Annotated in this window: 25 protein-coding genes; 13 read left to right on the forward strand and 12 right to left on the reverse strand. The window is 72.4% G+C overall.

Annotated features, from left to right (window positions below):
- Nucleotides 1-139 precede the first annotated feature (139 nt).
- Nucleotides 140-3,910: a S8 family serine peptidase gene (locus ACWCO3_RS10285; protein ID WP_450009506.1), complete on the reverse strand. Its 3,771-nt coding sequence runs from the start codon at nt 3,908-3,910 to the stop codon at nt 140-142.
- 144 nt (nt 3,911-4,054) lie between these two features.
- On the opposite strand from ACWCO3_RS10285, the gene ACWCO3_RS10290 reads away from it, so the two are divergent.
- Nucleotides 4,055-4,303: a hypothetical protein gene (locus tag ACWCO3_RS10290; RefSeq protein ID WP_088950039.1), complete on the forward strand. Its 249-nt coding sequence runs from the start codon at nt 4,055-4,057 to the stop codon at nt 4,301-4,303.
- A 61-nt stretch (nt 4,304-4,364) separates the two neighbouring features.
- On the opposite strand, the gene ACWCO3_RS10295 is transcribed toward ACWCO3_RS10290, so the two are convergent.
- Nucleotides 4,365-5,696, reverse strand: coding sequence for an ABC transporter substrate-binding protein (locus ACWCO3_RS10295; protein WP_244311566.1), 1,332 nt, complete (start codon nt 5,694-5,696; stop codon nt 4,365-4,367).
- Nucleotides 5,697-5,835: 139 nt separating this feature from the next.
- Here ACWCO3_RS10295 and ACWCO3_RS10300 point away from each other — a divergent pair, with 139 nt between their 5' ends.
- On the forward strand, nt 5,836-6,669 hold the full coding sequence (locus ACWCO3_RS10300; RefSeq protein WP_145779097.1) for a phosphoribosylaminoimidazolesuccinocarboxamide synthase: 834 nt from the start codon (nt 5,836-5,838) through the stop codon (nt 6,667-6,669).
- Nucleotides 6,670-6,684: 15 nt separating this feature from the next.
- On the opposite strand, the gene glpK is transcribed toward ACWCO3_RS10300, so the two are convergent.
- Complete coding sequence (gene glpK / locus ACWCO3_RS10305) at nt 6,685-8,169, reverse strand: glycerol kinase GlpK (RefSeq protein ID WP_450009509.1); 1,485 nt, start codon at nt 8,167-8,169, stop codon at nt 6,685-6,687.
- Nucleotides 8,170-8,271: 102 nt separating this feature from the next.
- Here glpK and ACWCO3_RS10310 point away from each other — a divergent pair, with 102 nt between their 5' ends.
- A complete protein-coding gene (locus ACWCO3_RS10310; protein ID WP_354886585.1) occupies nt 8,272-9,210 on the forward strand; it encodes a ribose-phosphate diphosphokinase in 939 nt (312 codons plus the stop codon).
- 28 nt (nt 9,211-9,238) lie between these two features.
- Here ACWCO3_RS10310 and ACWCO3_RS10315 read toward each other — a convergent pair whose 3' ends face one another.
- Nucleotides 9,239-9,694 (reverse strand): ATP-binding protein, encoded by a 456-nt coding sequence (locus ACWCO3_RS10315; RefSeq protein ID WP_145779100.1) that lies wholly within the window; start codon nt 9,692-9,694, stop codon nt 9,239-9,241.
- 120 nt (nt 9,695-9,814) lie between these two features.
- Between ACWCO3_RS10315 and macS the strand changes: the two genes are divergently transcribed.
- Together macS and ACWCO3_RS10325 are read left to right on the forward strand one after the other, a co-directional pair.
- Nucleotides 9,815-10,954 carry a MacS family sensor histidine kinase gene (macS, locus tag ACWCO3_RS10320; protein ID WP_145779101.1) on the forward strand — a complete coding sequence of 380 codons (1,140 nt, stop codon included), beginning with the start codon at nt 9,815-9,817 and terminating at the stop codon, nt 10,952-10,954.
- A 14-nt stretch (nt 10,955-10,968) separates the two neighbouring features.
- On the forward strand, nt 10,969-11,622 hold the full coding sequence (locus tag ACWCO3_RS10325; RefSeq protein WP_145785455.1) for a response regulator: 654 nt from the start codon (nt 10,969-10,971) through the stop codon (nt 11,620-11,622).
- A 42-nt stretch (nt 11,623-11,664) separates the two neighbouring features.
- On the opposite strand, the gene ACWCO3_RS10330 is transcribed toward ACWCO3_RS10325, so the two are convergent.
- From ACWCO3_RS10330 to ACWCO3_RS10340, 3 genes are all read right to left on the reverse strand, one after another.
- On the reverse strand, nt 11,665-12,237 hold the full coding sequence (locus tag ACWCO3_RS10330; RefSeq protein ID WP_145779102.1) for a DUF5709 domain-containing protein: 573 nt from the start codon (nt 12,235-12,237) through the stop codon (nt 11,665-11,667).
- A gap of 89 nt (nt 12,238-12,326) precedes the next feature.
- Nucleotides 12,327-13,286 carry an ATP-binding protein gene (locus ACWCO3_RS10335; RefSeq protein WP_450009513.1) on the reverse strand — a complete coding sequence of 320 codons (960 nt, stop codon included), beginning with the start codon at nt 13,284-13,286 and terminating at the stop codon, nt 12,327-12,329.
- Nucleotides 13,286-14,284: an SDR family oxidoreductase gene (locus tag ACWCO3_RS10340; protein WP_450009514.1), complete on the reverse strand. Its 999-nt coding sequence runs from the start codon at nt 14,282-14,284 to the stop codon at nt 13,286-13,288. The genes ACWCO3_RS10335 and ACWCO3_RS10340 overlap by 1 nt, the downstream gene beginning before the upstream one ends.
- Nucleotides 14,285-14,514: 230 nt before the next feature.
- Between ACWCO3_RS10340 and ACWCO3_RS10345 the strand changes: the two genes are divergently transcribed.
- A complete protein-coding gene (locus tag ACWCO3_RS10345) occupies nt 14,515-15,714 on the forward strand; it encodes a glycosyltransferase (protein WP_145779105.1) in 1,200 nt (399 codons plus the stop codon).
- A gap of 11 nt (nt 15,715-15,725) precedes the next feature.
- Here the strand turns inward: ACWCO3_RS10345 and ACWCO3_RS10350 are convergent, their stop codons facing one another.
- The 4 genes from ACWCO3_RS10350 to aroA all read right to left on the reverse strand — a co-directional run bounded on the left by ACWCO3_RS10350 (nt 15,726) and on the right by aroA (nt 19,920).
- Nucleotides 15,726-16,580: a hypothetical protein gene (locus tag ACWCO3_RS10350; protein WP_244311900.1), complete on the reverse strand. Its 855-nt coding sequence runs from the start codon at nt 16,578-16,580 to the stop codon at nt 15,726-15,728.
- 59 nt (nt 16,581-16,639) lie between these two features.
- Complete coding sequence (hisN, locus tag ACWCO3_RS10355) at nt 16,640-17,458, reverse strand: histidinol-phosphatase (protein WP_145779107.1); 819 nt, start codon at nt 17,456-17,458, stop codon at nt 16,640-16,642.
- A gap of 28 nt (nt 17,459-17,486) precedes the next feature.
- On the reverse strand, nt 17,487-18,482 hold the full coding sequence (rsgA, locus tag ACWCO3_RS10360; RefSeq protein ID WP_145779108.1) for a ribosome small subunit-dependent GTPase A: 996 nt from the start codon (nt 18,480-18,482) through the stop codon (nt 17,487-17,489).
- 136 nt (nt 18,483-18,618) lie between these two features.
- Nucleotides 18,619-19,920: a 3-phosphoshikimate 1-carboxyvinyltransferase gene (gene aroA / locus ACWCO3_RS10365; RefSeq protein ID WP_145779109.1), complete on the reverse strand. Its 1,302-nt coding sequence runs from the start codon at nt 19,918-19,920 to the stop codon at nt 18,619-18,621.
- Nucleotides 19,921-20,022: 102 nt separating this feature from the next.
- Here aroA and ACWCO3_RS10370 point away from each other — a divergent pair, with 102 nt between their 5' ends.
- The 5 genes from ACWCO3_RS10370 (at nt 20,023) to rsrA (ending at nt 23,375) form a co-directional block, all read left to right on the forward strand.
- Nucleotides 20,023-20,733 (forward strand): SOS response-associated peptidase, encoded by a 711-nt coding sequence (locus ACWCO3_RS10370; RefSeq protein ID WP_145779110.1) that lies wholly within the window; start codon nt 20,023-20,025, stop codon nt 20,731-20,733.
- A 196-nt stretch (nt 20,734-20,929) separates the two neighbouring features.
- Nucleotides 20,930-21,322 (forward strand): WhiB family transcriptional regulator, encoded by a 393-nt coding sequence (locus ACWCO3_RS10375; protein WP_145779111.1) that lies wholly within the window; start codon nt 20,930-20,932, stop codon nt 21,320-21,322.
- Nucleotides 21,323-21,374: 52 nt separating this feature from the next.
- A complete protein-coding gene (locus tag ACWCO3_RS10380) occupies nt 21,375-21,992 on the forward strand; it encodes an alpha/beta hydrolase family protein (RefSeq protein ID WP_145779112.1) in 618 nt (205 codons plus the stop codon).
- Between the two features lie 266 nt (nt 21,993-22,258).
- A complete protein-coding gene (locus ACWCO3_RS10385) occupies nt 22,259-23,086 on the forward strand; it encodes a sigma-70 family RNA polymerase sigma factor (RefSeq protein WP_088987788.1) in 828 nt (275 codons plus the stop codon).
- Between the two features lies 1 nt (nt 23,087).
- Complete coding sequence (gene rsrA / locus ACWCO3_RS10390) at nt 23,088-23,375, forward strand: mycothiol system anti-sigma-R factor (protein WP_030336658.1); 288 nt, start codon at nt 23,088-23,090, stop codon at nt 23,373-23,375.
- A gap of 122 nt (nt 23,376-23,497) precedes the next feature.
- Here rsrA and ACWCO3_RS10395 read toward each other — a convergent pair whose 3' ends face one another.
- Nucleotides 23,498-23,572, reverse strand: coding sequence for a 50S ribosomal protein bL37 (locus tag ACWCO3_RS10395; protein WP_369814844.1), 75 nt, complete (start codon nt 23,570-23,572; stop codon nt 23,498-23,500).
- A gap of 227 nt (nt 23,573-23,799) precedes the next feature.
- Here ACWCO3_RS10395 and ACWCO3_RS10400 point away from each other — a divergent pair, with 227 nt between their 5' ends.
- Both ACWCO3_RS10400 and ACWCO3_RS10405 read left to right on the forward strand, forming a co-directional pair.
- Entirely contained in the window at nt 23,800-24,015 is a 216-nt protein-coding gene (locus ACWCO3_RS10400) for a biotin/lipoyl-binding carrier protein (protein ID WP_145779113.1), read from the forward strand.
- Nucleotides 24,012-24,456, forward strand: a 445-nt coding sequence (locus ACWCO3_RS10405) for a GNAT family N-acetyltransferase (protein ID WP_450009519.1), incomplete at its 3' end; no start/stop codon positions are given. The genes ACWCO3_RS10400 and ACWCO3_RS10405, both read left to right, overlap by 4 nt.

The following is a 24,456-nucleotide window of genomic DNA, read 5'->3' on the forward strand; positions in this document are numbered from 1 at the left end:
AGCTGAGGGCCTGCCTAACCTGGACCACCCCCAAACCCCAGCCAAACCGGCCCCCACCTGGGGGTCGGGCTTTTTGGTGCCGCCTGCAGGCAGGACCGCGAAGGGGCCGGTGCCAGCGCTGGCACCGGCCCCCCGCGTCCTACCGAAGGCCGAAGGCCCGCGTGACGGTCTGGGTGACGCCGCCACCGTTGCGCTGGTCGGCGGTGACCCGGATCGACACGAAGTCGGCCCGGGGCGGCGCGTTCAGCGACACCCGCCAGGTGCCTTTCTTCTCCTTCAGTCCCTGCCGCTGCCAGGTCTTCCCGTCGTCGTAGGAGACCTCAAGTAGGAGCGAGGACACCCCGTCCCGGGCCGCGGTGCTGCCCACCACGACTGGCGTGATCGAGAAGTCGCTGCCGCGCTTCGCCCGACCCGCAACGTCCACGTCCGTTCCGTAGTCCAGTTGGACCAGCGGGATGGCCTGCACCTCTTCGCTGCCGCCGGAGATGAAGCGCCACTCGGTGTGCGTGGCCGTGGAGTACGGGCTGAACTCCGGCTTGCCGGTGGTCTCGACGACCAGCCGGTACGGCAGTTTCTCCAGCGGCAGGTCACCCGCGCCGATCTCCGGCCAGCCGTCGAACCGGGTCAGCTGCTTGTCGCCCTGGTAGAACGTGGCGACCTGGGACATGCTGGCCCCGCCGCTGTGCGCGGCCCCCGCATCGCCGAACCCCTGGAGGTAGGCGCTCATGGCGGTCTCACCGCGGAACGGGATCTCGGTGCTCAGCATCCGTGGCCGGGTGATGGGCCCGAACCAGCGGTCCTTCTGCACGCTGCCCGGCCGGTAGGCGATCGCCTCCGTGTTGGACCGCGCCCAGTCGGCGACGTCCGCGTACTGCATCCACTTCACGCCGTCGCCCGCGGAGACCCAGTCGGTACGCGGACCCGGCGCCACCGGCTGGAACGGGAACGAGCGTGCCGCCCCGTACTCGTACGGCGGGAAGTCCACCCGTCCCTCGCTGGACTGCTTCCCCGGGGGAGGGGAGAAGGTGAGATCGATCCGTGCGAGGTCGCGGGGATCGGTCTTGGCGGAGGGATCCGCGGGCACCCCGCCACGGTGGTAGTCGACCAGGTCGTACAGGTACTTCGCGGAGGGGTGGGCCACGACGGCCAGCCGTACCGGTTTGCGGCCGGCGGTGATCTTCTGGATCAACGCCTCGCCCTGGTCCATGGTCACCGAGGCGACCGGGATCTGACCGGTCGTCACGCCGTCGGGGTTGCCGTACCAGTCACTCTTGCGCCCGGCGCGGTCGTTGACCACGAGGAGCATCGCCGCGCCGGCGGCGTACGCCGCCGCTGCCTGGTCGGTGGGGGTCACCGAGTCGCTGCTGCGTACGACCACGGCCCTGCCCCGGGCGGGCACACCGGCGTAGTCGGCAGCCGCGCCGACGCCCGCGAAGACGGCGTCCAGGCGCGACGTGCCGTCGGGCAGTGCCGGCGAGCCAGGCTGCACGAGGGGGTCACCGAGGCGGCGGCCGTCGTAGCTGATGGCCAGCGGCGTCTGCGCGGCGCGGAACCGGGTGGTCAGGACGAAGCTGCCCTTCTTGACCTTGCCCTTGGTCGGGAGCGCCCACAGGCTGTCGTAGGTGGCGCCGGGCCAGAAACTCTCCTTCAGGGCACTCCAGTCCGTGGGGGTCGGCTCGGCGGAGGTGAAGGACCGGTAGATGTCGATCCTCGTGTTGACGACGGCAGTCGGCTGCGGTGTCGCCACCTTCACCTGACGGGCCCGTGCCGCGTCGAGTTCCACGACCCGGTCGGCCGTCAGGTCGACCTCGGGGGCGGTCAGCATCGCGAGGCCGAGGGAGTCGGGCCCGTTCACACCCTCCACGTCGGGCGTGGCGACGACGGTGTAGGCGCCGGGGGCCAGGCGACTGGTGAGCTTTCCGTCCGGAACCCACATGAACGTACGGCCCGTCTCGGCGTTGACGACCTCGACCTCACCGCTCACGGGTCGACCGGCGCGGTCCTTCAGGTGGATGGTGAGGTCGTACTTCTTGGACTCGACGGCGACCCCGACGGCCGTGTGTACCTCCCCGGTCGGGGAGCGGGCCGTGACCTGGGCGGAGTACCGCCCCGGCGCAAGACCTTCCGGGTCCACCACGACGTCGACGGTGGAGGTGCCGTGAGCGGGCACGGTGACGCTGTCGGCCGCCGCCGTGAACGTCCGTGCGGAGGAGGCCCCGTGCTCGACGGCGAGAGCCAGGGTGACCGGAGCGGCGGTGGTGTTGGTGTAGGTGATCTTCCTGGTGATCGGCTGTGGTGAGGTGCCGGGGGCCCACCGGACGAGGCCGGCGTCCACCGAGCCGGTCGCGACGACCTGGTCCTGGTGGTAGGCGGCGGCCACGTTCAGTCGACCACTGCCGGCCTGGTACGCGGTGTAGTCGGGGGTGCGGACGCTGGTGCTCATCAGCGCGTCCTTGATCTGCCGCGCGCTCCAGGTCGGGTGCTTCTGCACCAGCAGGGCAGCCGCCCCGGCGACGTGCGGCGCGGCCATCGAGGTGCCACTGTCCAGGCGGTAGTAGCCCTCGCCCCACGGGATGTGCTGCGAGCGCGCTGCCAGCACGTCCACACCGGGGGCGGTCATGTCGGGCTTGAGGGCCTCGTCGTTGGCGCGCGGCCCGACGCTGGAGAAGTCGGCCAGGTGGTCGGAGGTGTCCACCGCGCCGATGGTGAGCGCGGCGTCGGCGGTGCCCGGGGCGCCGAGGGTGTACGGGTCGGGGCCGCTGTTGCCGGCGGAGACGACGAAGAGTGCGCCCGTCTCGGCGGTCAGCTGGTTCACGGCCTGGCTCAGTGGGTCGTCCTGGGTGTGCCACGCGCTGACGCCGAGGCTCATGTTGATCACCTTGGCGCGCTCGGTCCGCGCTGCCCACTCCATGCCCGCGATGATCCCCGAGATCGAGCCGCTTCCGTTCTCGTCGAGGACCTTGCCGACCACCAGGTCGGCGCCGGGAGCGACGCCCCGTTCCTTGCCGTCCGAGGCGGCGCCGGTTCCGGCGACGGTGGAGGCGGTGTGGGTGCCGTGCCCGTTGTGGTCGATGACGTCCTGGCCCGGAATGAAGCTCCGGGACGCCACCACCTGGTCCACGAGGTCCGGGTGGGTGGTGTCCACGCCGCTGTCCAGGACGGCGACCCGCACACCGCTGCCGGTGCCTCCGGCCGCCCAGGCCGCCGGGGCGCCGACCTGCGCTGTGGTGTCGGCGAGGGCGGCCTTCGCCTTGCCGTCGAGCCACACCTTGTCGACGCCCGCCGAGAAGGAGGGGACCGAGGTGGCGGCGCGGCGGGCGGCCGTTGACTGTCCACCGCCGGTGAGCGCCGACCAGAAGTCCGCCGCCTGCGACCGGCGGGTGCGGATCGCCTCGCCGCGGACCGAGGGAAGCTCCAGCGTGGTCTGCGCGCCCGGCAGCGTGGCGCTGGTCCGGCGGGTGGCCGAGTCCGCGGCGCGGGTGACGATCAGGGGAAGTTCGCTGGTCCGCGCGTCGTCGAAGCCCTGCGCGATCAGTTGGGTGACGTCGAAGAGTTGCTTGTCGAGTCGGCCGGTCGCGAGGTAGGGCATCGCCTCGTCGGGGTACACATAGGTGTCCCCGCCTTCGGTGGCGACCCGCACGGCGCCGGTGGCGCCGGGCGGGCGTGTGACGTCCACCGAGGGGGTCGCGCCGTTGACGCCCGGGGTCACCGTCACCCGGTCGCCGGTGATCAGCGTGACCGTGACAGGTGCGCGGTGTGCGGTGCCGGTGGCAGCGGGTGTCGCCGGTGGCGGTGGGGCGCCGTGTGCCGCCGTCGGAGTGAGGAGAGCGGCGACGAGGGTAACGCCTACCGCTGCCGCCGCGGATCTTCGGGTGCGAGAGATCCGCGCACTGTTCACAGAGTTGACCATGGATGAGATCCGATCACCTCCGGAGATTCATGTAAAGATCATCATCGTTGCCGGGGCGTTGCGGAAACGTTGCCCGCGATCTCGGTCCCGTGATTCGGCGTGGACCGACGTGCCGAGGTTGCGCCCTTCGGCGAGGATGGGCACATGTCTTCATTCGGTAAGTGGTGGGGCCGGCTCAGCGCGGTCCTCGGTGGGGCCGTGCTGGCGGTCTTCGTGCCCGTCGCGGCCTGGGCGTCCACGGGCACCGGCGAGCTGGTGGTGGAGGCCGCCCGGCGGCGGGGCCGCAGCGGCTTCGGGATCCTCCCGCTGCTCTGCTGCCTGGTGGTGGTGGCGATCGTCGTGTTCCTGGTGCTGCGTCTCATGCGCAACCGCCGGGGCGGTCCGCCCCGCTGACCCACCCGCCTCGGGCGACGCCAGATTCCGGGCGGCCGGCCTCAGGGCCGGCTGCCGGTGCTCACACCGCGAGGGCTGCGATGGCCCCGGACAGGAAACGCGCTGTGGCCTCCCGGGTGCCGTCCCGCCTGACGCGGATGCGCTCGGCGGCGGTGACCAGCAGGGTACGCACCTTGGCGTGCCCCTGGGGCGGTGGCGCCGGCGCCGGCCCGAGCAGGTCGGCGATGCTGGCGCCGAACGCCGCGGCGCGTCGCTGGGCCGGGTCGGTGATGCTGCCCTCGGCGTAGCTGCGGACGGCGAGGCTGGCGCTCAGCCCACGCTCGTGGCCCAGGACGGTGCCGGCCTCGCCGTTCGTGGTGAGGAAATTGATCACGTCGACGACGGCGTCCGGGTGGCGGGTGCCGCGGAACGCGGCCCAGTACATCGACGCCCGCGCCCACTGCGCGCCGGGTGCCCCCGGCAGGCCGGTCAGGCCCAGCTCGGCGTCGGTGAGTCGTTGAAGCTCCGGCAGCTGATGGGACCAGGCGAAGGACGCGGCGGTCAGCCCGGTGACCACCGGTTGCCGACCCGGCTCCGCGCTGTCCGCCTGCTCGACCAACGCCCCGCCCGGTGTGGCCCGCGCGGCGCGGGCCCGCTGCCACAGCTCGAACCACGCGATCAGTTCGTCCGCGCCGAAACCGATCTGGTTGCCCCGGTAGAACTCACCGCCCTGCGATCGCAGCCAGAGCCAGAGCGCCCGGTAGTCGCCGGACGCGTCCATCGTGCCGGCCACCTGGCCGTCGCTGGCGTCGGTGACCTGCTCCGCCCAGGAGAAGTACTCGGCCCAGGTCATCCCGCCGCGTGGCTCCGGCACCTTCAAGTCCCGCAGCAGGTCCCGGTTGAAGACCACGCCCACGTGGGTCTGCCCGCTGGCCACCGCCATCGTGCGCCCCTCGACGGTGCCGTAGCGGATCAGCCCCTCCGGCAGGCCCCGCAGGTCGAGGTGGTGATCGGCGACCCGGTCGCTGAGATCGAGGATGATCCGGCGTTGGGCGTACTCGGTCAGCATCGCGTCGTCGATCTGGATCAGGTCCGGGACGTTCCCACCCGCCGCCTGGGTGGCCAGGCGGTCGTAGTAGCCGTCGGCGCCCTGCCAGGTGACCCGGAAGGTGACCCGGGGGTTGCGATCCGAGTAGAGCCGCAGCACCTTCTCGGTGATCTCGGCCCGCTTGGCGGTGCCCCACCAGAACACCGACAGCTCGACCGGCCCGTCCTGGGTCGAGGTGGTGGCGCCGTCGCTGCATCCGGCGAGCCCACTTGACGCGAGCAGGGGAGCGCCGAGCAGCGCGCCGAGCAGTCGGCGTCGGCCCGGGTCGGCGCCGAGGCGGTCGATCGGGGGTCGTACAACGGGCACGGGGGTCTCCTGGACCTGCGAGGGCAGCGGTCGGACCATTCACGCAGGCAGCGCACGAGGGTGTCAACGTCCGTCCGGTCACCCCCTCGCGCTGGTGGTCGAATCGGGCTGACCGACGCCGCATGGTGTACTAGGGCGCGTGGAACTTCTGCACTCGGGCAAGGTCCGGGACGTCTACGCCGACGGCGACGACCTGATCCTGGTGGCCTCGGACCGCATCTCGATCTACGACGTGGCGCTGCCGACGCCGATCCCGGACAAGGGTCGCCTGCTCACCGCCCTTTCGCTCTGGTGGTTCGAGCAGCTCGCCGACCTGGTGCCGAACCACGTCATCTCGGCCACCGACGTGCCCGCCGAGTTCGCCGGGCGGGCGATCCGCTGCCAGCGGCTGGACATGGTCCCGGTCGAGTGCGTCGCCCGCGGCTACCTCACCGGCGGCGGGCTGCGGGAGTACGAGCAGACCGGTGCGGTCTCCGGCGTACGTCTGCCGCGCGGGCTCGCCGAGGCGTCGATCCTGCCCGAGCCGATCTTCACGCCGTCGAGCAAGGCGCCGGCGGGGGAGCACGACGAGCCGATCACGTACGACGACGTGGTGGCGAAGGTGGGCGAGGCCACCGCCGAGCGACTGCGGCAGATCACCCTCGACATCTACCGGCGCGGCGCCGAACTGGCCGCCGACCGGGGCGTCCTGATCGCCGACACCAAGATCGAGTTGGGCTGGGCGCCGGACGGCACCCTGGTCCTCGCCGACGAGCTGCTCACCTCCGACTCGTCGCGGTTCTGGCCGGCCGAGTCGTACCAGCCGGGCCGGGTGCAGTTCTCCTACGACAAGCAGTACGTGCGGGACTGGGCCACCGGCAGCGGCTGGGACAAGCAGGCCCCGGCCCCGGACGTGCCGGACGAGGTGGTCGAGGCGACCCGGGCCCGCTACGTCGACGTCTACGAGAAGCTCACCGGCAACCGCTGGGAGTGATCCCCGGGCCGGGGATCACTCCACCCAGTCCAGGGTGCGCTGCACGGCCTTCCGCCACTGGCCCAGCTCCCGCTCACGCAGCTCCGGCGTCATCGTCGACTCCCACTGCGCGTCGGAGCGCCACTGGGCCCGCAGGGTGGTCAGGTCGGGCCAGAAGCCGACCGCCAGACCAGCCGCGTACGCGGCGCCCAGGCAGGTGGTCTCGGTGATCCGGGACCGGACCACCGGCACGTCGAGGACGTCGGCGAGGAACTGCATGAGCAGCCCGTTGGCGGTCATGCCACCGTCCACCCGCAGCCGGCGCAACGCCACGTCGGAGTCGGAGTCCATCGCGTCGACCACCTCGCGGGTCTGCCAGGCCGATGCCTCCAGCGCGGCCCGCGCCAGGTGCCCCTTGGTGATGTATCCGGTGAGGCCGGCGATCACGCCACGGGCGTCGCTGCGCCAGTGCGGGGCGAACAGCCCGGAGAACGCGGGCACCACGTAGCAGCCGCCGTTGTCGTCAACGGTGCGCGCCAACTCCTCCACCTCGGCGGCGCTGGAGATCAGCCCGAGGTTGTCCCGCAGCCACTGCACCAGCGAACCGGTGACGGCGATCGCGCCCTCGAGGGCGTACGCCGGGGGTTGGTCCTTGATCCGGTAGGCGACCGTGGTGAGCAGGCCGTGCGTCGACGGGACCGGAGTGGCACCGGTGTTGAGCAGCAGGAAGCTGCCGGTGCCGTAGGTGCACTTCGCCTCGCCCGGCTGGAAGCAGGTCTGCCCGAACAGGGCGGCCTGCTGGTCGCCGAGCGCGCTGGCCACCGGCACCCCGGCGAGAACGCCGGTGGCGTGGCCGTACACCTCGGCGGAGCAGCGGATCTCGGGCAGCATCGCTGCCGGGACACCCATCGCGTCCAGGAGGTCCGGGGCCCAGTCGAGGGTGGTGAGGTCCATCAGCATCGTCCGGCTGGCGTTCGTCACGTCGGTGACGTGTTCGCCGGTCAGCTTCCAGATCAGCCAGCTGTCCATGGTGCCGAAGAGGACCTCGCCACGCTCGGCGCGCTCGCGCAGACCGTCGACCTCGTCCAGCAGCCACCGCAGCTTCGGCCCGGCGAAGTAGGTCGCCAGCGGCAGGCCGGTGCGGGCCCGGAACCGCTCCTCGCCGTACGTCGAGGCCAGCTCGCGCAGCAGCGGCCCGGTGCGGGTGTCCTGCCAGACGATGGCATTGGCCACCGGGCGGCCGGTGGACCGGTCCCAGACGACGGTGGTCTCCCGCTGGTTGGTGATGCCGATGGCCGCCAGGCCGGCCGCGTCGGTGCCGGCGGCCCGCAGCGCCTCGGAGACGACCTGCTGGACGTTGTCCCAGATCTCCTCGGCGTCGTGCTCCACCCAGCCGGGCCGGGGAAAGATCTGCCGGTGTTCGCGCTGCGCGACGGCGACGATCTCCCCCGCGTGGTCGAAGACGATGCACCGCGAGGAGGTGGTGCCCTGGTCGATGGCGGCGACGTACTGGGGGGTCACCGCAGCACCGTACCCGGACCGACGGCGTGGTGCGAGCTGCGTCACTCCCGGTTGTGGCCCGCTGCCGTCCGCCGCCCTCCGCGTCCCCTACGATGTGCGAACGTGCGCGACATCGCCGTTTTCAGTGGAACTGCCCATCCCGACCTGGCTGCCGAGATCTGCGCCCACCTGGGGGTGCCGCTGCATCCGGTGCGGGTCTCCCGGTTCGCGAACGACTGCCTGGAAGTGCAGTTGCAGGCCAACTGCCGCGAGCGGGACGTCTTCCTGATCCAGCCGCTGGTCCCGCCGGTGCAGGAGAACCTGGTCGAGTTGCTGCTGATGATCGACGCGGCGCGGGGCGCCTCCGCCGGCCGGATCACCGTGGTGTTGCCGCACTACGCGTACGCCCGCTCGGACAAGAAGGACGCGCCGCGGATCTCGATCGGCGCGCGGCTGGTCGCCGACCTGCTCACGTCGGCCGGGGCGGACCGGGTGCTCGCGATGACGCTGCACTCGCCGCAGGTGCACGGCTTCTTCAGCGTCCCCGTGGATCACCTGCACGCGCTGCGTGAGCTGGCCACCCACTTCCAGCGCTACGACCTGAGCAACACCGTGGTGGTCTCACCCGACCTGGGCAACGCCAAGGAGGCGGCGGCCTTCGCCCGGCTGCTCGGCACTCCGGTCGCGGCCGGGGCGAAGCAGCGGTTCAGCGACGACCTGGTCAAGATCAGTGCGGTGATCGGCGAGGTGGCCGACCGGGACGTCATCGTGCTGGACGACGAGATCGCCAAGGGCAGCACCGTGGTCGAGCTGATGGAGCACCTGCGTGGCCTGAAGGTCCGGTCGATCCGGCTCGCCTGCACGCACGGCCTCTTCTCCGACGACGCTCTGCGGCGACTCAGCGAGCAGGACGGCGTCCTGGAGATCGTCTGCACCAACACGGTGCCCATCCCGGCCGCCAAGCGGGTGCCGGAGTTGCAGGTCCTGTCGGTGGCACCCGCCCTGGCCGAGGCCATGCGTCGGATCCACAACGGGGAATCCGTCTCCGCGCTCTTCGGCTGAGCCGCGCCACGCGGCACCGTTGCGCGGATCAGTACGTGGTGCGGTCGGGGCTGACGAGACCAGTGGTGACGCGGACGGTGGTGCCGGCGGTGCTGGTGACCACCTCCATGGCGTCGGTCAGCTCGCGGGCCAGCCAGAGACCCCAGCCGCCGGCGGTGTCCGGGGCCGGCCGACTGCGGTCGCCCAGCCGCTGCGGGCTGATCCCGTGCCCGTGGTCGGCCACCTCGCAGACCAGGGCGTCGGCCTCGTGCCAGAGCCGCAACCATCCGCGTCCGCCACCGTGCCGGACCGCGTTGGTGATCAACTCGTTGATCGCGAGCACGAAGTCGTCCAGCCGTTGGCCGGTGAGGCCGGAGGCATGCGCGCAGGAGGTAACCGAGTGTCGAATCTCGGTCACCTGGGCCTGGTTGAAGGCGTCGGCGATCAGGAGGGCAGGTTCGATGGGCACAACCGTACGCGGTGCGTGTGGATCTGCGTTGGTCATGGGCCCGTCCCGGCGGCGGATCTCGGAGTACTTCGCGGCTTTTCCACCGTACGTCAGGGTTTCCCGAACCGCACTCGCTGCTCGCCATGCGGCCGGCCGGGGTGTGGCATCCTGACCGCCATGCCGTCGCCGCCAGGTGAATTCGAGGTGCCGCTGTGGCGTGCGCTCACGGTGTTCCGGGTGGCGTCCCTGGCGTACGTCTGCGTGCTCGCGGTGCGCGACGTCGACCGGTACGACCACCCGTACGCCGTCGGCGCCCTGGTCCTGGCGATGGCGGCGTGGACCGCGGCGACCGCGATCGGGTACGCCCGGCCGGCCTGGCGGCGCTGGCCACTGTTGCTGGCCGACCTCGCAGTGGTGCTGGCCGTCGTGCTGGCCACCCCGTGGGTGGTCGGTCGGGCGGCGCTCGCCGGCGGCGTACCCACCATGGGGGTCGCCTGGATGGCCGGCCCGGTGCTGGCCTGGGCCGTCTCCGGCGGGCGGCGGCGGGGCACGATCGCCGCGCTGCTGGTGGCCGGCGCGGACCTGGCCACCCGGGAGCGGATCAGCCAGTCCTCGTTCACCGGGGTGATCCTGATGCTGCTCGCCGGAGTGGTCGTAGGGCACGTGGCCCGGCTCGCGGTGGGCGCCGAGGAGCGGCTGCAACGCGCCGTGGAGTTGGAGGCTGCCACCCGGGAGCGGGAGAGGCTGGCCCGGGGCATCCACGACTCGGTGCTCCAGGTGTTGGCGCTGGTGCAGCGGCGGGGTGCCGACCTGCCCGGCGAGGCCGGCGAGCTGGCCCGGCTGGCGGGTGAGCAGGAGGCCGCGTTGCGGGCCCTGATCGCCGGCACCGACCCGACCGCCGCCGCGCTCCCGGACGGCGCCGAGGCTGCGGCGGTGGACCTGCGGACCCTGCTCGGCCGGTACGCCTCGACGGCGGTGGCGCTCTCCGCGCCGGCCACCCCGGTGCCGCTGCCCCGGCGGGTGGCCGGTGAGCTGGCCGCCGCGACCGGCGCGGCCCTGGACAACGTGGGGCGGCACGCCGGCGGGAGAGCCTGGGTGTTGATCGAGGACGAGGGGGCGACGGTGACAGTGTCGATCCGCGACGAGGGGCCGGGTATCCCGGCCGGCCGGCTGGCCGAGGCTGCCGCGCAGGGGCGCCTCGGCGTGACCCAGTCGATCCAGGGTCGGGTGGCCGACGTGGGCGGGACGGTACGGATCATGTCCGTTCCCGACGCTGGCACCGAGATCGAGTTGACAGTGCCGAGGGCGCAGCGGTGACCCCGACCAGGGTGATGGTGGTCGACGACCATCCGATGTGGCGGGAAGGCGTCGCCCGTGACCTCACCGAGGCCGGCTTCCTGGTGGTGGCGACAAGCGGCGAGGGGCGACAGGCCGTCCGGGTGGCCGCCGCCGCCCGGCCCGACGTGGTCGTCCTCGACCTGCAACTACCGGACATCTCCGGCGTCGAGGTGATCCTGGGCCTGCGCGCGGCAGTGCCCGGGGTGCGGGTGCTGATGCTCAGCGCCAGCGGCGAACAGCAGAGCGTGCTGGACGCCGTCAAGGCGGGGGCCACCGGCTACCTGGTGAAGTCGACGGCGCCCGCCGAGTTCCTCGAAGCGGTCCGCCGCACCGCGGCCGGCGACACTGTCTTCACCCCCGGCCTGGCCGGGCTCGTCCTCGGCGAGTACCGCCGGCTGGCCGCCAGCCCGGGTCAGGCGGCCGACCCGAGCGGCGGCGCGGAGCCCGCCACGCCCCGGCTCACCGACCGGGAGACGGAGGTGCTGCGGTTGGTGGCGAAGGGGTTGTCGTACAAGCAGATCGCACAGCGGCTCGGGTTGTCGCACCGCACTGTGCAGAACCACGTGCAGAACACCCTGGGCAAGCTGCAGCTGCACAACCGGGTCGAGTTGACCCGCTACGCCATCGAACGCGGCCTGGACGACTGACCGGGGCGAGCGTGCCGAGCTGACCGCTCCCGACGGATGGCGTCAGACCGAGCGCGGCGGCTCCGTCTCGTGGATGGCCAACTCCTCGGCGGTCGCCCCGCCACCGGCCGAGCCCGCGTCGTACGCCACCGAGTCGGTCTCCTGGTCGGTGTGCGACCCCTCGTCCGGCTCCACCAGCCGGCCCACTGTGGCGTCGGCGACCGTGCCGAGCTGACCGTGGTCGTAAAGGGAGACCGGTGAGTTCGGGTCCGAGGTCGGCCCGGGATCCATCACGTCGGCGTCCAACTGGGCCTCCGCGGCGGCCTCCAGGTTGTCCGCCTCGAAGGCGATCTTCGGGTCGATCGTCCCGGCCAACGGGTCGTCCGCCGGACGCTCGTAGACCTCTCGTTCGAGCTTGTAGTCCAACGACTCCCCGTCGAGCTGCTCCTCGGCGGTCGTCCCGAACCGGTCCACCGCCACCGGTGTCCGGTCGCCGGGCAACTGGGCCGGGTCCGGGCCGTCCGCCTCGCGCCCGGTGAGCACGTCGTCGTTGGCGGTCGAGTCGTCATCGGCGGTGTCGGGCAGGCCTTGCGCCTCGGTGTCGGACACGGGGGTCGGGTACTCGTTGTCGCGCATGTCTGATCACTACCCGCTGCCCTCCCGCCATAACCGGAGCACGGCAGGCCGTGCGGTGGCGAAACCGGCACCCGGGACGGAACACCCCGTCAGTCGCGGTGGGCGACCTCGTCCTCCGGGTGCAGAACGCACCAGACGACCTTGCCGTCCCCTACCGGGCTGCTGCCCCAGCGGCGGGCGACCGTGTCGATCAGCAGCAGGCCCCGGCCACCGGCCCGGTCCGGCGGGGACAGGCCGGCGAACGTCGGCAGGTGCGACGAGTGGTCGCGGACGGCCAGGTGCAGGCTGCTGTCTCGGGGCGCGAGCCGTACCGTCATCGGGGTCCGGGCGTGCGCCACCACGTTGTTGACCATTTCGGTGATCGCGATGCACGCCGGGTCGATCAACGTCGGCACGCCCCAGCGCCGGCAACCGGCGGTGACCAGCTCGCGAGCCTGCCGGGCAGCTCCCACAGCGGGGGCCAGGTCGGCGGTGAGCACCGCCGCCAGTGGCGTCGCAGCGACCGCTGCCAGCGCGCCGTCCACCGTCGGCCAGGCCGGCACCCCGGCCACCGTCGCGGCCCCGGCCACTGTTGTCGGCACGGCCGGTTCCCCGGCCACCATGCCCGTCACGGCCGGTTCCCCGGCCACCATGCCCGTCACGGCCGGTTCCCCGGCCACCATGCCCGTCACGGCCGGTTCCCCGGCCACCGTGGTCGGCTCGGCCGGCAGCGCCGCGTCCGTGTGGTCGGGCCGGTCGACCGCCGGGTCACATAGCAGCAGATCCGCTGCCGGCCAGTCGGCGACCTCCCGGCGAACCTCGGCGAAGACGCCCCGCCCGGTCGGATCGACCACCCGCAGCCCGGTCACGTCGGCCACCACCGGACCGGGCCGGTCGGCGAGCCTGGTGAGCAGCGCGAGGCGTACCGCCTCGGCTCCGGCGGCGTCGAGCACACCTGTCAACCGGACCACCGCCGACGACTCGTCGGCCTCCACGCGGCAGCTCGCCATGATCGCCTCACGGGGCTCGCCGGCCACCGCTCGCGCGTTCGGACGCTCGGTCGCGGTCATCAGCGCACCGACCGCGATCGGCGGTTGATCGCCGCCATCGTGCCGACCGCCGTTCCGGCCGCGGCCAGGCCGAACGCCGCGGTCATCCGCACCAACTGACGCCGTCGGCCCTGCCAGCCACCGTCCCGGCGGGCGCCGGCGTCGGCGTCGGCGTGGAACACGTTGCCGGTGCTGTCCACCCGAGCCCCCGGACCGAACTGGGTGCGGTGGGCGTACCAGCCGAGGGTGCGCTCCACCAGCGCCGGCGCCAGCCGCCACTGGAGGCCGAGCAGCCGGGCCGCGCCACCGGCGTACGCCTCCCGGCGCGGTCGACGCAGCAGCCGGACGATGGTCTCGGCGACCACCTCCGGCGGGTAGATCGGAGGAGGTGGCACTAGTTCGCGGCCGGTGTGGTTGGCCGCGTGCCGGAAGAACGGGGTGTCGATGGTGGCCGGCAGCACGGTGCAGACCGAGATCTGACCGCGGCCGGTGACCCGCAGTTCCTGCCGGACCGTGTCGGCCAACCCCCGGACCCCGTGCTTCGTGGCGTTGTACGCCGACTGGTACGGCATCGCCACCTCGGCCAGCACCGAGGCGTTGTTGACCAGCACGCCGCCGCCGGCCGCTTCCAGGTAGGGCAGCGCGGCCTTGATGCCGTGCACCGTCCCGAGCAGGTTGACCTCCAGCACCCGGCGGAACTCGGCGACCGGGATCTCGTCGAACAGGCCGACAGCGCCCACCGCGGCGTTGTTCACCCAGGCGTCGATCCGGCCGAACTCGGCCGCCGCCCGATCGGCCAACCGTCGCACCGACTCCAGATCGGTCACGTCGGTCGGTACGACCAGCGCCCGGCCGCCCAACTCCCAGCACTGGTGCGCGACCTGTCGCAGGGCCGGCTCGCTGCGGGCGGCCAGCACGACGGCGGCGCCCCGGCGGGCCAACGCGTACGCGGTCGCCATGCCGATCCCGCTGGACGCGCCGGTGATCACCACGGTCGAATCGTCGAGGGTGCGGGTCATCGGCATTCCTGGGCGGTACCCCCGCCCGGGCCTGGTCATACCACCAAGCAGTTGTCGATCATCGTCGAACTGTCACCTGGGTGCCACCTGTGCTTGCTGTGGCGCAAGTGTCGGCGGCACTCGTCGCGACTCTTCCTGATCTGCCAGGTTTCGGCTCCGGGTGCGGGGGTTAATGGGACGCTCTGACCGGGAGGACCACCGCCGAGGAAAAGATCGCAGGGAGGTGACCCATGCGCGTCGGCCTCGTCTGCGCGCACGCCAGTTCGTACCGCCACGCCGACGGCCCACCGGTCGGCACCCGCCAGCACATAGCGCGGGTCGCCGCCGAGTTGGCCGAACGGGGCCACGACGTCCGGCTCTACGACCGCACTGACGATCCAGGACTGCCGGCGACGATCGACGTCGACGGCTACCAGGTACACCGGGTGCCCGCGGGCCCGCCCACCCCCCTCTCCACCGCCGAGCTGATTCCCCACGTGACGGAGTTCGGCCGCTGGTTGACCGACGAGTGGTCCGGCGCCTGGCGACCCGAGGTGGTGCACGGGCACTACTGGGTCGGTGGCCTGGCCGCCGCGCACGCCGTCCGGGAGACCGACATCCCGGTGGTGCAGACGTTCCACTCGCTCGGCGTCGAACAACTGCGGCACCTGGGCGGCCACTACGACGGGCCGGGGGAGCGGATCACCCTGGAACGGGCGCTGACCAGGGCTGTCGATATCGCCGTCGCCCAGTCGAACGACGAGGTCGACGAGTTGACCCGGATGGGTCTGCAACGCAGCTCCGTCGCGTTGGTGCCGGCCGGGGTCGACATCGAGCAGTTCCACCCCGACGGCGAGGCGGCGCCCCGCGAACAGCGGGCCCGAATCCTCTCGGTGGGCTCACTCTCGGCCGGGCACGGCCAGGAGGACCTGATCCGGGCGATGCGGCTGGTCGGCGACGCCGAACTGGTGATCGCCGGTGGGCCGCCGACCGACCAACTCGCCAACCACGCCGAGGCGCGACGGCTGCGGGAGCTCGCCGAGCAGGTGGGCGTCGCCGACCAGGTGCGGCTCGTCGGTGCGGTTCCGCACGATCAGATGGCCACCTGGTACAGGTCGGCGGACGTGGTCGCCTGCACGCCGCACTACTCCTCGGCCGGGCGGGTCTCGTTGGAGGCGATGGCCTGCGGCGTACCGGTGATCGGCTACGCCATGGGCGGCTTGGCGGACGCCGTCGTCGACGAGGTCACCGGCCGGCTGGTGCCCCCCGGCGACGTGCGGGCACTCGGTATCTCGCTGCGTCGGCTGCTCGCCGACAACGCCGGCCGGTTCGCGTACGGACACGCCGCGGTGGACCGGGTCCGCAGCAGCTACACGTGGGAGCGGACCGCCGGGGCGTTGGAGCGCCTCTACGAGCGGGTGGTGAGCCGCCGCAAGCCGGTCGAAGCCTAGGCCGGTTCCGGTCAGCCGGAGCGGGTGGCGACGGCCATGGCCCGATCCCGGCCGCGGGTCACCGAGCGGTGCTGCTGCGGCTCCGCGTACCGAGTCAGCCCGATCACCGCGGTCAGGGTGACCAGGAAGCCGGCCGCCGCCAGCCACTCCCGGCCCGGCCAGATCTTGTCGTTGAGCAGCAGCAGGCCGACGATCGCGGCCGGCACCGCGCCGGCGGCGTCCATCGCGGCGACCGCCGCGGTCGTCGAGCCGCGCTGCATGGCCAGGCCGAGCAGCAGTTGACCGACGATCGAGTGGACGATCAGCAGGTAGAACAGCGGGTCGGTGAGGAACGCCTCGGCCGACGACGCGGATGCCAGCGGCCGGGCGGCGACCGCGGCCGAGCTGAACGCCAACCCGGCCAGCGAGCCGAGGGCCACCGAACCCGGTGCCCCGTGCAGTCGGACGGCGAAGACACCGAGCACCGCGATGACGCCGAGTGCCACCAGCAGGGCGATCGAGCCGGCCGTGCCGAGCTGCCGCGACGGTGCCGGGCGGGCGGACAGCACCAACGCGGTGATCCCGGCGAAGAGCAGCGCGAGCAGCACCACCTCCGCCGCCGGCAGTCGCCACTTCAGCACCAGCACGCCGAGGATCGCGGTCACCCCGAGCCCGGCCGCCACGCTGGCCTGCACGAGGAACAGCGGGAGATCCCGCCGGGCCAGGAAGGCGAACACGAAGCCGGCGATCTGGCAGCCCAGGCCGACCAGGTAGGTCCGGTGCCCGGCGAGGCGCAGCAGCAGGCCCGGATCGAAGGTGTGATGGACCGTGGTGCGGGCTGCGGCCACCGACTGGAGGAGGTTGGCGAAGCCGTACGCGACGATCATCGTCGCGAGGAAGCACCAACCGGAGGAGACCACCTGGCGAGGATAGAGGTTGCCGGGGGTCAGCGCTCGGCTGGCCGATCGAGCCGGGTGAGGATGTCGGCGTGCAGCACACCGTTGGTGGCCACCACACTGCTGTCCGTGCCGGGGTCGCCGGCCGGGGCCGGTCGACCATCCAGATCCGTCACCGTGCCACCCGCCTCGGTGATGATCGGCACCAACGCCGCCACGTCCCACAGCGACAACTCCGGCTCGACCATCACGTCCAGTGCCCCCTCGGCCAGCAGCATGTAGCCGTAGAAGTCGCCGTACGCCCGGCTGCGCCAACCGTCGCGCATCAGGTCGAGCATCGCGTCGAGCAGCCCGGCGCGTTCCCACCCGGTCAGCGAGGAGTAGCAGACGCTGGCGTCGGCCACCGCCCGTACCGCTGACACCCCGATCCGCTCGCCGTCGGCCGAGCCCGATCCGGCGTACGCGCCCGCGCCAGCACTCGCCCACCAGCGCCGCCCCAGCGCCGGCGCGGACACCACGCCGACCGCCGGACGGTCCCCGTCGTAGAGCGCGATCAGGGTGGCCCAGACCGGCACACGGCGGACGAAGTTCTTGGTGCCGTCGATCGGGTCGATGATCCACCGGCGGCCGGCCGGGTCGGTGGACGGCCCGGCGCCGTACTCCTCACCCAGCAACCCGTCCGTCGGCCGGTGCTCGGTCAGCAGGGCGCGGATCTCCCGCTCCACGGCGGTGTCCGCGTCGGAGACCGGTGTCAGGTCGGGCTTCGCCTCGACGCGCAGGTCGAGTGCCCGGAACCGGGCCGTGGAGATGGCGTCGGCCCGGTCGGCGAGCTGGTGGGCGAGGGCGAGGTCGTCGGCGTACCCGGTCATTCCGGCAACCTAGCCGACGCCCGCCGGCTCACTCGTCGGGCCCGCGCCGGTCACCCTCGCCCGGCCCGCGCTGGTCGCTCTCACCGCGCGCGTCGCCCTCGCCGGCGCGGGAGGCCAGCAGCCGGCGGTACGACGCCAGCCGGCGTGGGTCGGCCTTGCCGGAGGCCACCCAGGCATCGAGGGCGCAGTCGGTCTCGTCCGCCGTGTGCTGGCAGTTGGGCGGACAGTCGACGGTGCCCTCGACCAGGTCGGGGAAGCCGTGCAGCAGGCTGTCGGCGGACACGTGGGCCAACCCGAAGCTGCGGATGCCCGGGGTGTCGATGATCCAGCCCGGGTCGGTGTCCACCCCGGGCACCGGTGGCAGTCGCAGCGCCACCGCGCTGGTGGAGGTGTGCCGACCGCGGCCGATCGCACTCACCACGCCGACCGCGCGGGCGGCGTCCGGGACGAGGCGGTTGACGAGCGTCGACTTGCCCACGCCGGAGTGCCCGACCAGCACCGACACCCGACCACTGAGCAGCGCGCGTAGCGCCCCTAGGTCGGCGTCCGGGCGGTTCAGCACGTACGGCAGCTCCAGCTCGGTGTAGTAGCCGAGCACCTCCTCCGGACCGGCCAGGTCGGCCTTGGTGAGGCAGAGCAGCGGCTCGACGTCCGCGTCGTACGCGGCCACCAGGCAGCGGTCGATGAACCCGGTACGCGGCGGCGGGTCGGCCAACGCGCTGACGATCACCAACTGGTCGGCGTTGGCCACCACGACCCGTTCCAACCGGCCCTCGGCGGTGGTGTCGTCGTCGTCGGCGGTGCGGCGCAGCACCGAGCGGCGGTCGGCGATCCGGACGATGCGGGCCAGGGCGCCCTCCGCGCCGGACGTGTCCCCGACCAGGCTGACCCGGTCGCCCACCACCACCGACTTGCGGCCCAGCTCGCGGGCGCGCATCGCGGTCACGGTGGGCAGCTCGGCCCCGACCACGCCGCGTTCGGCACCGGACAGCACGCAGGTGTAGCGACCCCGGTCGACGGCGATGACGAAGCCGTCAACGGCGTCGGCGTGCCGGGGTCGGGTGCGCGTACGTGGACGCGACGACTTTCCGGGCCGAACCCGTACGTCGTCCTCGTCGTACTCCCGCCGTTTGGTCGCCAGGACCTGTCCTCTTCTCGCGTCAGCTCTTGCCGGTCACCATCGCTGACCATAGTGCCGGGAACTCGGGCATCGTCTTGGAGGTACACCCCACGTCGTCCAGCTCGATGCCGGGAACGGCGAGCCCGGTGACCGCGGCGGCGTGCGCCATCCGGTGGTCCTGGTAGGTGCGGAAGGTCCCACCGCGCAGGGGGCGGGGCCGGACCTCCAACCCGTCCGGGGTCTCGGTGATGTCCGCCCCGAGCCCGCTGAACTCCCGCGCCAGCGCGGCGAGCCGGTCGGTTTCGTGGCCGCGGATGTGCCCGACGCCGGTGAAGACCGACGGCGAGTCGGCCAGCATGGCCAGCGCGGTCAGCACCAGGGTCAGCTCACCGACGTCGGACAGGTCGGCGGTCAGCCCGTGCACCACGCCGGTGCCCCGCACGGTCAGCCCGTCGGTGGAGAGGGTGACCTCGCCGCCCATCCGTTGCAGCAGCGAGCGGAGCTGCTCGACTGGTTGCGCGCTGCTGTGCGGCCAGCCCTGGAGGGTCACCTCGCCGCCGGTGACCAGCGCGGCGGCGAAGAACGGCACCGCGCCGGAGAGGTCCGGCTCGATCTCCCAGGCGCGCCCGGTGAGCGGACCGGGCTCGACGGCCCAGACGTCGGGGGAGCTGTCGTCGACCGCCGCGCCGGCGGCCCGCAGCATCTGCACTGTCATCCGCAGGTGCGGCGCGGACGGCACCGGCGGGCCGACGTGACGCACCACGACACCCCTGTCGAAACGCGGGGCGGCCAGCAGCAACCCGGAGACCAGCTGGCTGGAGGCGGACGCATCGATCACCACCTCGCCGCCGGTGATCCGGCCGGTGCCGAGCACTGTCAGCGGCAGACTGCCGGTGCCGGTGACGTCGATCCGGACGCCCAGCGAGCGCAGCGCGCCGACCAGCGGGCCGAGGGGGCGGGTGCGGACGTACGGGTCGCCGTCGAAGGTGACCTGCCCGTCGGCCAGGCCCGCCACGGGCGGCACGAACCGCATCACGGTGCCGGCCAGCCCCACGTCGACGTGGGCGGGGCCGACCAGCGGGTGCGGCCGGACCAGCCAGCGCTCGTCGTCGCTGATCGACACGTGCGCGCCCATTCCGCGCAGGCCGGCGGCCATCAACTCGGTGTCGCGGGCGCGCAGCGGCCGGGCCAGCGTCGACGGGCCGGCGGCCAGCGCGCTGAGCACCAGGGCGCGCGCGGTCATCGACTTGGAACCGGGCAGACGCAGTGTCGCCGTCACCGGGTCGGACGCGGTCGGTGCGGTCCACGGCTGCGACGGCCGGGTCGCGGTTAGATTCCCCACGGTTACATTCTGCCGTGTCGGCTGCTGGGCGGCGGGGGCCGGCGGTCGTACTCCCGGTTGGCGGGACAGCCGACAGGGCCTCCGACGCGTTAGCGTGTGCATATGTGCGGCAGGTACGCGACGACCCGGAGCTCCGGCGAGCTCAGCGCGCTGTTCGAGTCGTCCGACGACACCGACGGCCTGCTCCGACCGGACCACAACGTCGCGCCGACCGATCGGGTGCCGCTGGTCCGGGTGAGCCCGGAGGGTCATCGCAGCCTCTGCGTGGGCCGCTGGGGTCTGCTGCCGCACTGGTCCCGGTCCGCCGCCGGCGCGGCCCGCATGATCAACGCGCGGGCGGAGACGGTGGCCACCAGCCGGGCGTACGCCGGGTCGTTCTCCCGCCGCCGCTGCCTTGTTCCGGCCGACGGCTGGTACGAGTGGGTCCGTCGGCCCGACGGCGGGCGGCAGCCGTACTACATGACGCCCACCGACGGATCTGTGCTCGCCCTGGCCGGCATCTGGTCGGTCTGGGAGTCCGGCGCCGACTCCCGGCTCACCTTCAGCGTGCTGACCACCGCGGCGCTCGGCGACCTGGCCGAGGTGCACGACCGGATGCCGCTGCTGCTGCCACCCGAGTCCTGGTCGTCGTGGCTGACGTCGACCGACGAGCCGGAGCGGTTGCTCGTCCCGGCGTCGCCCGAGCAGTTGGCGGGGTTGGAGATCCGACCGGTGGGGCCGGCGGTGGGCGACGTCCGTAACGACGGCCCGCACTTGACCGAACGGGTGACGGTCGCGCCGACGATGGCACCGCAGGAGTTGACACTGTTCTGAGGCGACGGCGCATCGTCGGGCACCGATTTGACAGGATTGCGCGCGATTCGTCTCCTGACTGTTCAGTCAGGTTCCCGGCAGACCCTTGTCCCGGTGTTGCGAAGTGCGATAGAACACAGCGCCGGTAGTGGCTGTCGATTCGCACGGGGCGGACGACGTCCACCGATCTTGCCGGTCCCACGGGGGAGGTGGGTGGATGACACGGGCGCGTATGCCCCGGCCGCACGAGGTGGCAGCGGCGCGGCGAGATCCGCGACTGCTGCGGGCAGTACGGGAACGGCGACAAGACGACGCGTGGCGCACCAGAGGCACCTGTCAGAGCGTCGATCCGGAGACATTCTTTCCGGCGCCGAACGAGCCGGCGGATGCTGCCGTAGCGCTGTGCCGTAGTTGCGATGTGCAGGGGTCCTGCCTGGCCTGGGCCCTGGACGTCGGTGACTGCCATGGCGTCTGGGGGGCGACCACGCCTCGCGAGCGGCGGGCGATGCTGGTGGCCTGGCGGGGCGAGGTCGAACCTGACCCGGACGCCGTCGACGACGCCGGCCCGCCGGTGCGGGACCGACTACTCACCCTGGTGCCGCTCAGCTGACCAGTGGCCCGGTCCACCACCGGGCGTCCGGCACGCGGCGCAGAATGGGCCGGTGCCAACCAGCGACCAGATAGACACCCCGCGCGGTCCGGCGGGGATCACCACCGACCTGCCGGCCCGCCCGGCGACCGCGCTGCTCGTGCTCGGTCACGGGGCGGGCGGCAGCGTCGACGCACCCGACCTGCTCGCGGTCCGGGACGCTTCGGTCGCTGCCGGCCTGGTGGTGGTCCGGGTGACCCAGCCCTACCGGGTCGCCGGTCGACGTGCGCCCGCACCCGCGGGTCATCTCGACGAGGCCTGGACGGCGGTGCTCGCCGTGCTGCGGGACCGGCACGTCGACACACCGACGGTGCTGGTCGGAGGCCGTTCCAGCGGTGCCCGGGTGGCCTGTCGGACGGCGCGTGCGGTGGGCGCGGCCGGTGTGGTCGCGTTGGCCTTCCCGCTGCACCCGCCCGGACGGCCGGAGCGTTCGCGCGCCGCCGAACTGGGCACCGGTCTACCGACGCTCGTCGTCAACGGCGACCGGGACCCGTTCGGTACGCCGGAGCCGGCGCAGGGCGTACAGGTGGTGAGCCGTCCGGGGGAGACGCACGACCTGCGGCGCGATCCGGCGGGCACGGCGACTGTGGTGCGGGACTGGCTGCGAGCCCAGGGCTGGGCGGCCGATTGAGCGGCTGTGCCCGGGCGACCGTTTCCGGTGCCGGGCTGCACGGCTGTGCCCGGGCGACCGTTTCCGGTGCCGGGCAAGGGTCGTTGCATCGGATGGTGCCACCGGGCCGGTTCGAGCCGAAGGCGCCAGTCCTCCCAGGCCCTTCCTGGTCCCAGCGCCGGCCGCCGTCGGGGCCGGGACCAGGAACGGGGAGGCCCGGACGGAATGCCCCAGTGGTCATCTCGCGTTACAAACCCCGGACGACTTTTCTGCGAGGGGGGTGACCGGTGCCGACCGAGACACGGAGCCTGAAACGGGACGAGCGGGACGCCCGGCAGCTGAAGCGGCTGCTGGATGGTCCGGAGTGGCCTGCGACGGCGGGACCGGGCGGGGCTGGTGTGGTGAGCACGGGCACACCAGCCGGAAGTGAATCTGCGGGCAGGTCCGTACGCGTATCCTCGGCGGGAAAGCATCCGACGCGAGGGGATGTGCGGTTGACCACCGAGAAGACGGACGAGCGCAGGGCCCGATTCGAGCGGGACGCGATGCCATTCGTCGATCAGCTCTACGCTGCTGGGCTGCGGATGACACGCAACCCGGCGGATGCCGAGGACCTGGTCCAGGAGACGTACCTGAAGGCGTACGCGGCCTTCCACCAGTTCGAGCAGGGCACGAACCTGAAGGCCTGGCTCTACCGGATCCTGACCAACACCTACATCAACTCCTACCGCAAGCGGCAGCGCCAACCGATCCAGGCGCCGACCGAGGAGATCACCGACTGGCAGCTCGCCGAGGCCGAGTCGCACACCTCCAGCGGGTTGCGTTCGGCGGAGACCGAGGCACTGGACCGGCTGCCGGACAGCGACGTCAAGGAGGCCCTCCAGCAGTTGCCGGAGGAGTTCCGCCTGGCCGTCTACCTGACCGATGTCGAGGGCTTCTCGTACAAGGAGGTCGCGGACATCATGGGCACGCCGATCGGCACCGTGATGTCGCGTCTGCACCGGGGCCGTCGTAATCTGCGCAAGCTGCTTGAGCGCTACGCCGGGGAGCGGGGCTTCAGTGCCGCCCGCTCGTCCAAGGGCTCCAGCACCGCCGCTGCCGGCCAGGAGGTGTGACGTGAGCTGTGGGGAGCCGCACGAGACAGACTGCCGCGAGGTGCTCGCGGAGGTCTACCTCTACCTGGATCTGGAGTGCGCCGACGAGCGGCGCTCGCTGATCCGACACCACCTCGACGAGTGCGGGCCCTGCCTGCGCGAGTACGGGCTGGAGCAGGAGGTGCGGGCGCTGGTGGCGCGTTGCTGCGGCAACGAGACCGCGCCGGACGAGCTGCGCGAACGGCTTCGGGTCAAGCTCACCGAGTTGGTGGTCTTCGAGACCAGTGATTCCCGCGAGTTGGCCGACTGAGCGTCAGCACATCTGACGGACCAACACCGGTGGCCCGGGTCGACGTGGACCCGGGCCACCGGTGTGCCCGGCGTCCGCCGGGTCGGGCTGATCGGTGACGGGCCGCCGGCCCGTCGACTCGGTCAGGAGTTGGGACGCTTGCCGTGGTTCGCGGCGCTCTTCTTACGGGCCTTCTTCTTCCGGGACTTCTTCGCCATGCTGACCTCCTCGTGATGGGTCGGATCCGTCCTGCGCACGACCTCGGCGCGGGTGCACCCACCGGCCGTCCGGCGTCGGGTCCGACCCGCTGATGGTAGTGCTGTCGACACCCGCCACCTTCCCCAGGGCGGATGTGGCATCTCGGCTGTGCCGCTGTGCGCTCACCGCCGTCCGGCGCATGATTGGATACGACGGCAGACACATCGCGAAGAGGGAGGGCCCGGACATGGCCGAGGAGATCCGCGCCGAGATGGTGGCGAACGTCTGGAAGGTCGTCGCCACGGCTGGTGACACGGTGGCCGAGGGCGACACCCTGGTGATCCTCGAGTCGATGAAGATGGAGATTCCGGTCATCGCCGAGTCCGAGGGTGTGATCCAGCAGCTTGCCGTGCACGAGGGCGACGTCGTGCAGGACGGCGACCTGATCGCGGTGATTGCTTGACCGGGCTGCGGGTCCGTCCTGCCGAGCAGGCCGACTTCCCGGCGGTGGCCCGGCTGACAGTGGCCGCGTACGAGGCGGACGGTCAGCTCAAGGGCGAGCACGGGTACGGCGCGGTGCTGGCCGACGTGTCGACCCGGGCCGCCAGTGGCGAGGTGCTGGTCGCTGTGGACGAGGCGACCGACGCGGTGCTCGGCTCGGTGACCTTCGTGTTGCCGGGCACCCGTTTCGCCGAGCTGTCCGGGCCGGGTGAGGCGGAGTTCCGGATGCTCGCGGTCGACCCGGGTGCCCAGGGGCGGGGCGTGGGTGCCGCGCTGGCGCAGGCGTGCGTCGCCCGCGCGACCGAGTTGGGTTGCGTGGCGGTGGTGATCTGTGTCCGGGCCGGGATGGCCCTTTCGGCCCACCGGCTCTATTCACGGCTCGGGTTCGTCCGCGCGCCGGAGA

Source organism: Micromonospora sp. NPDC002411 (assembly GCF_053592955.1).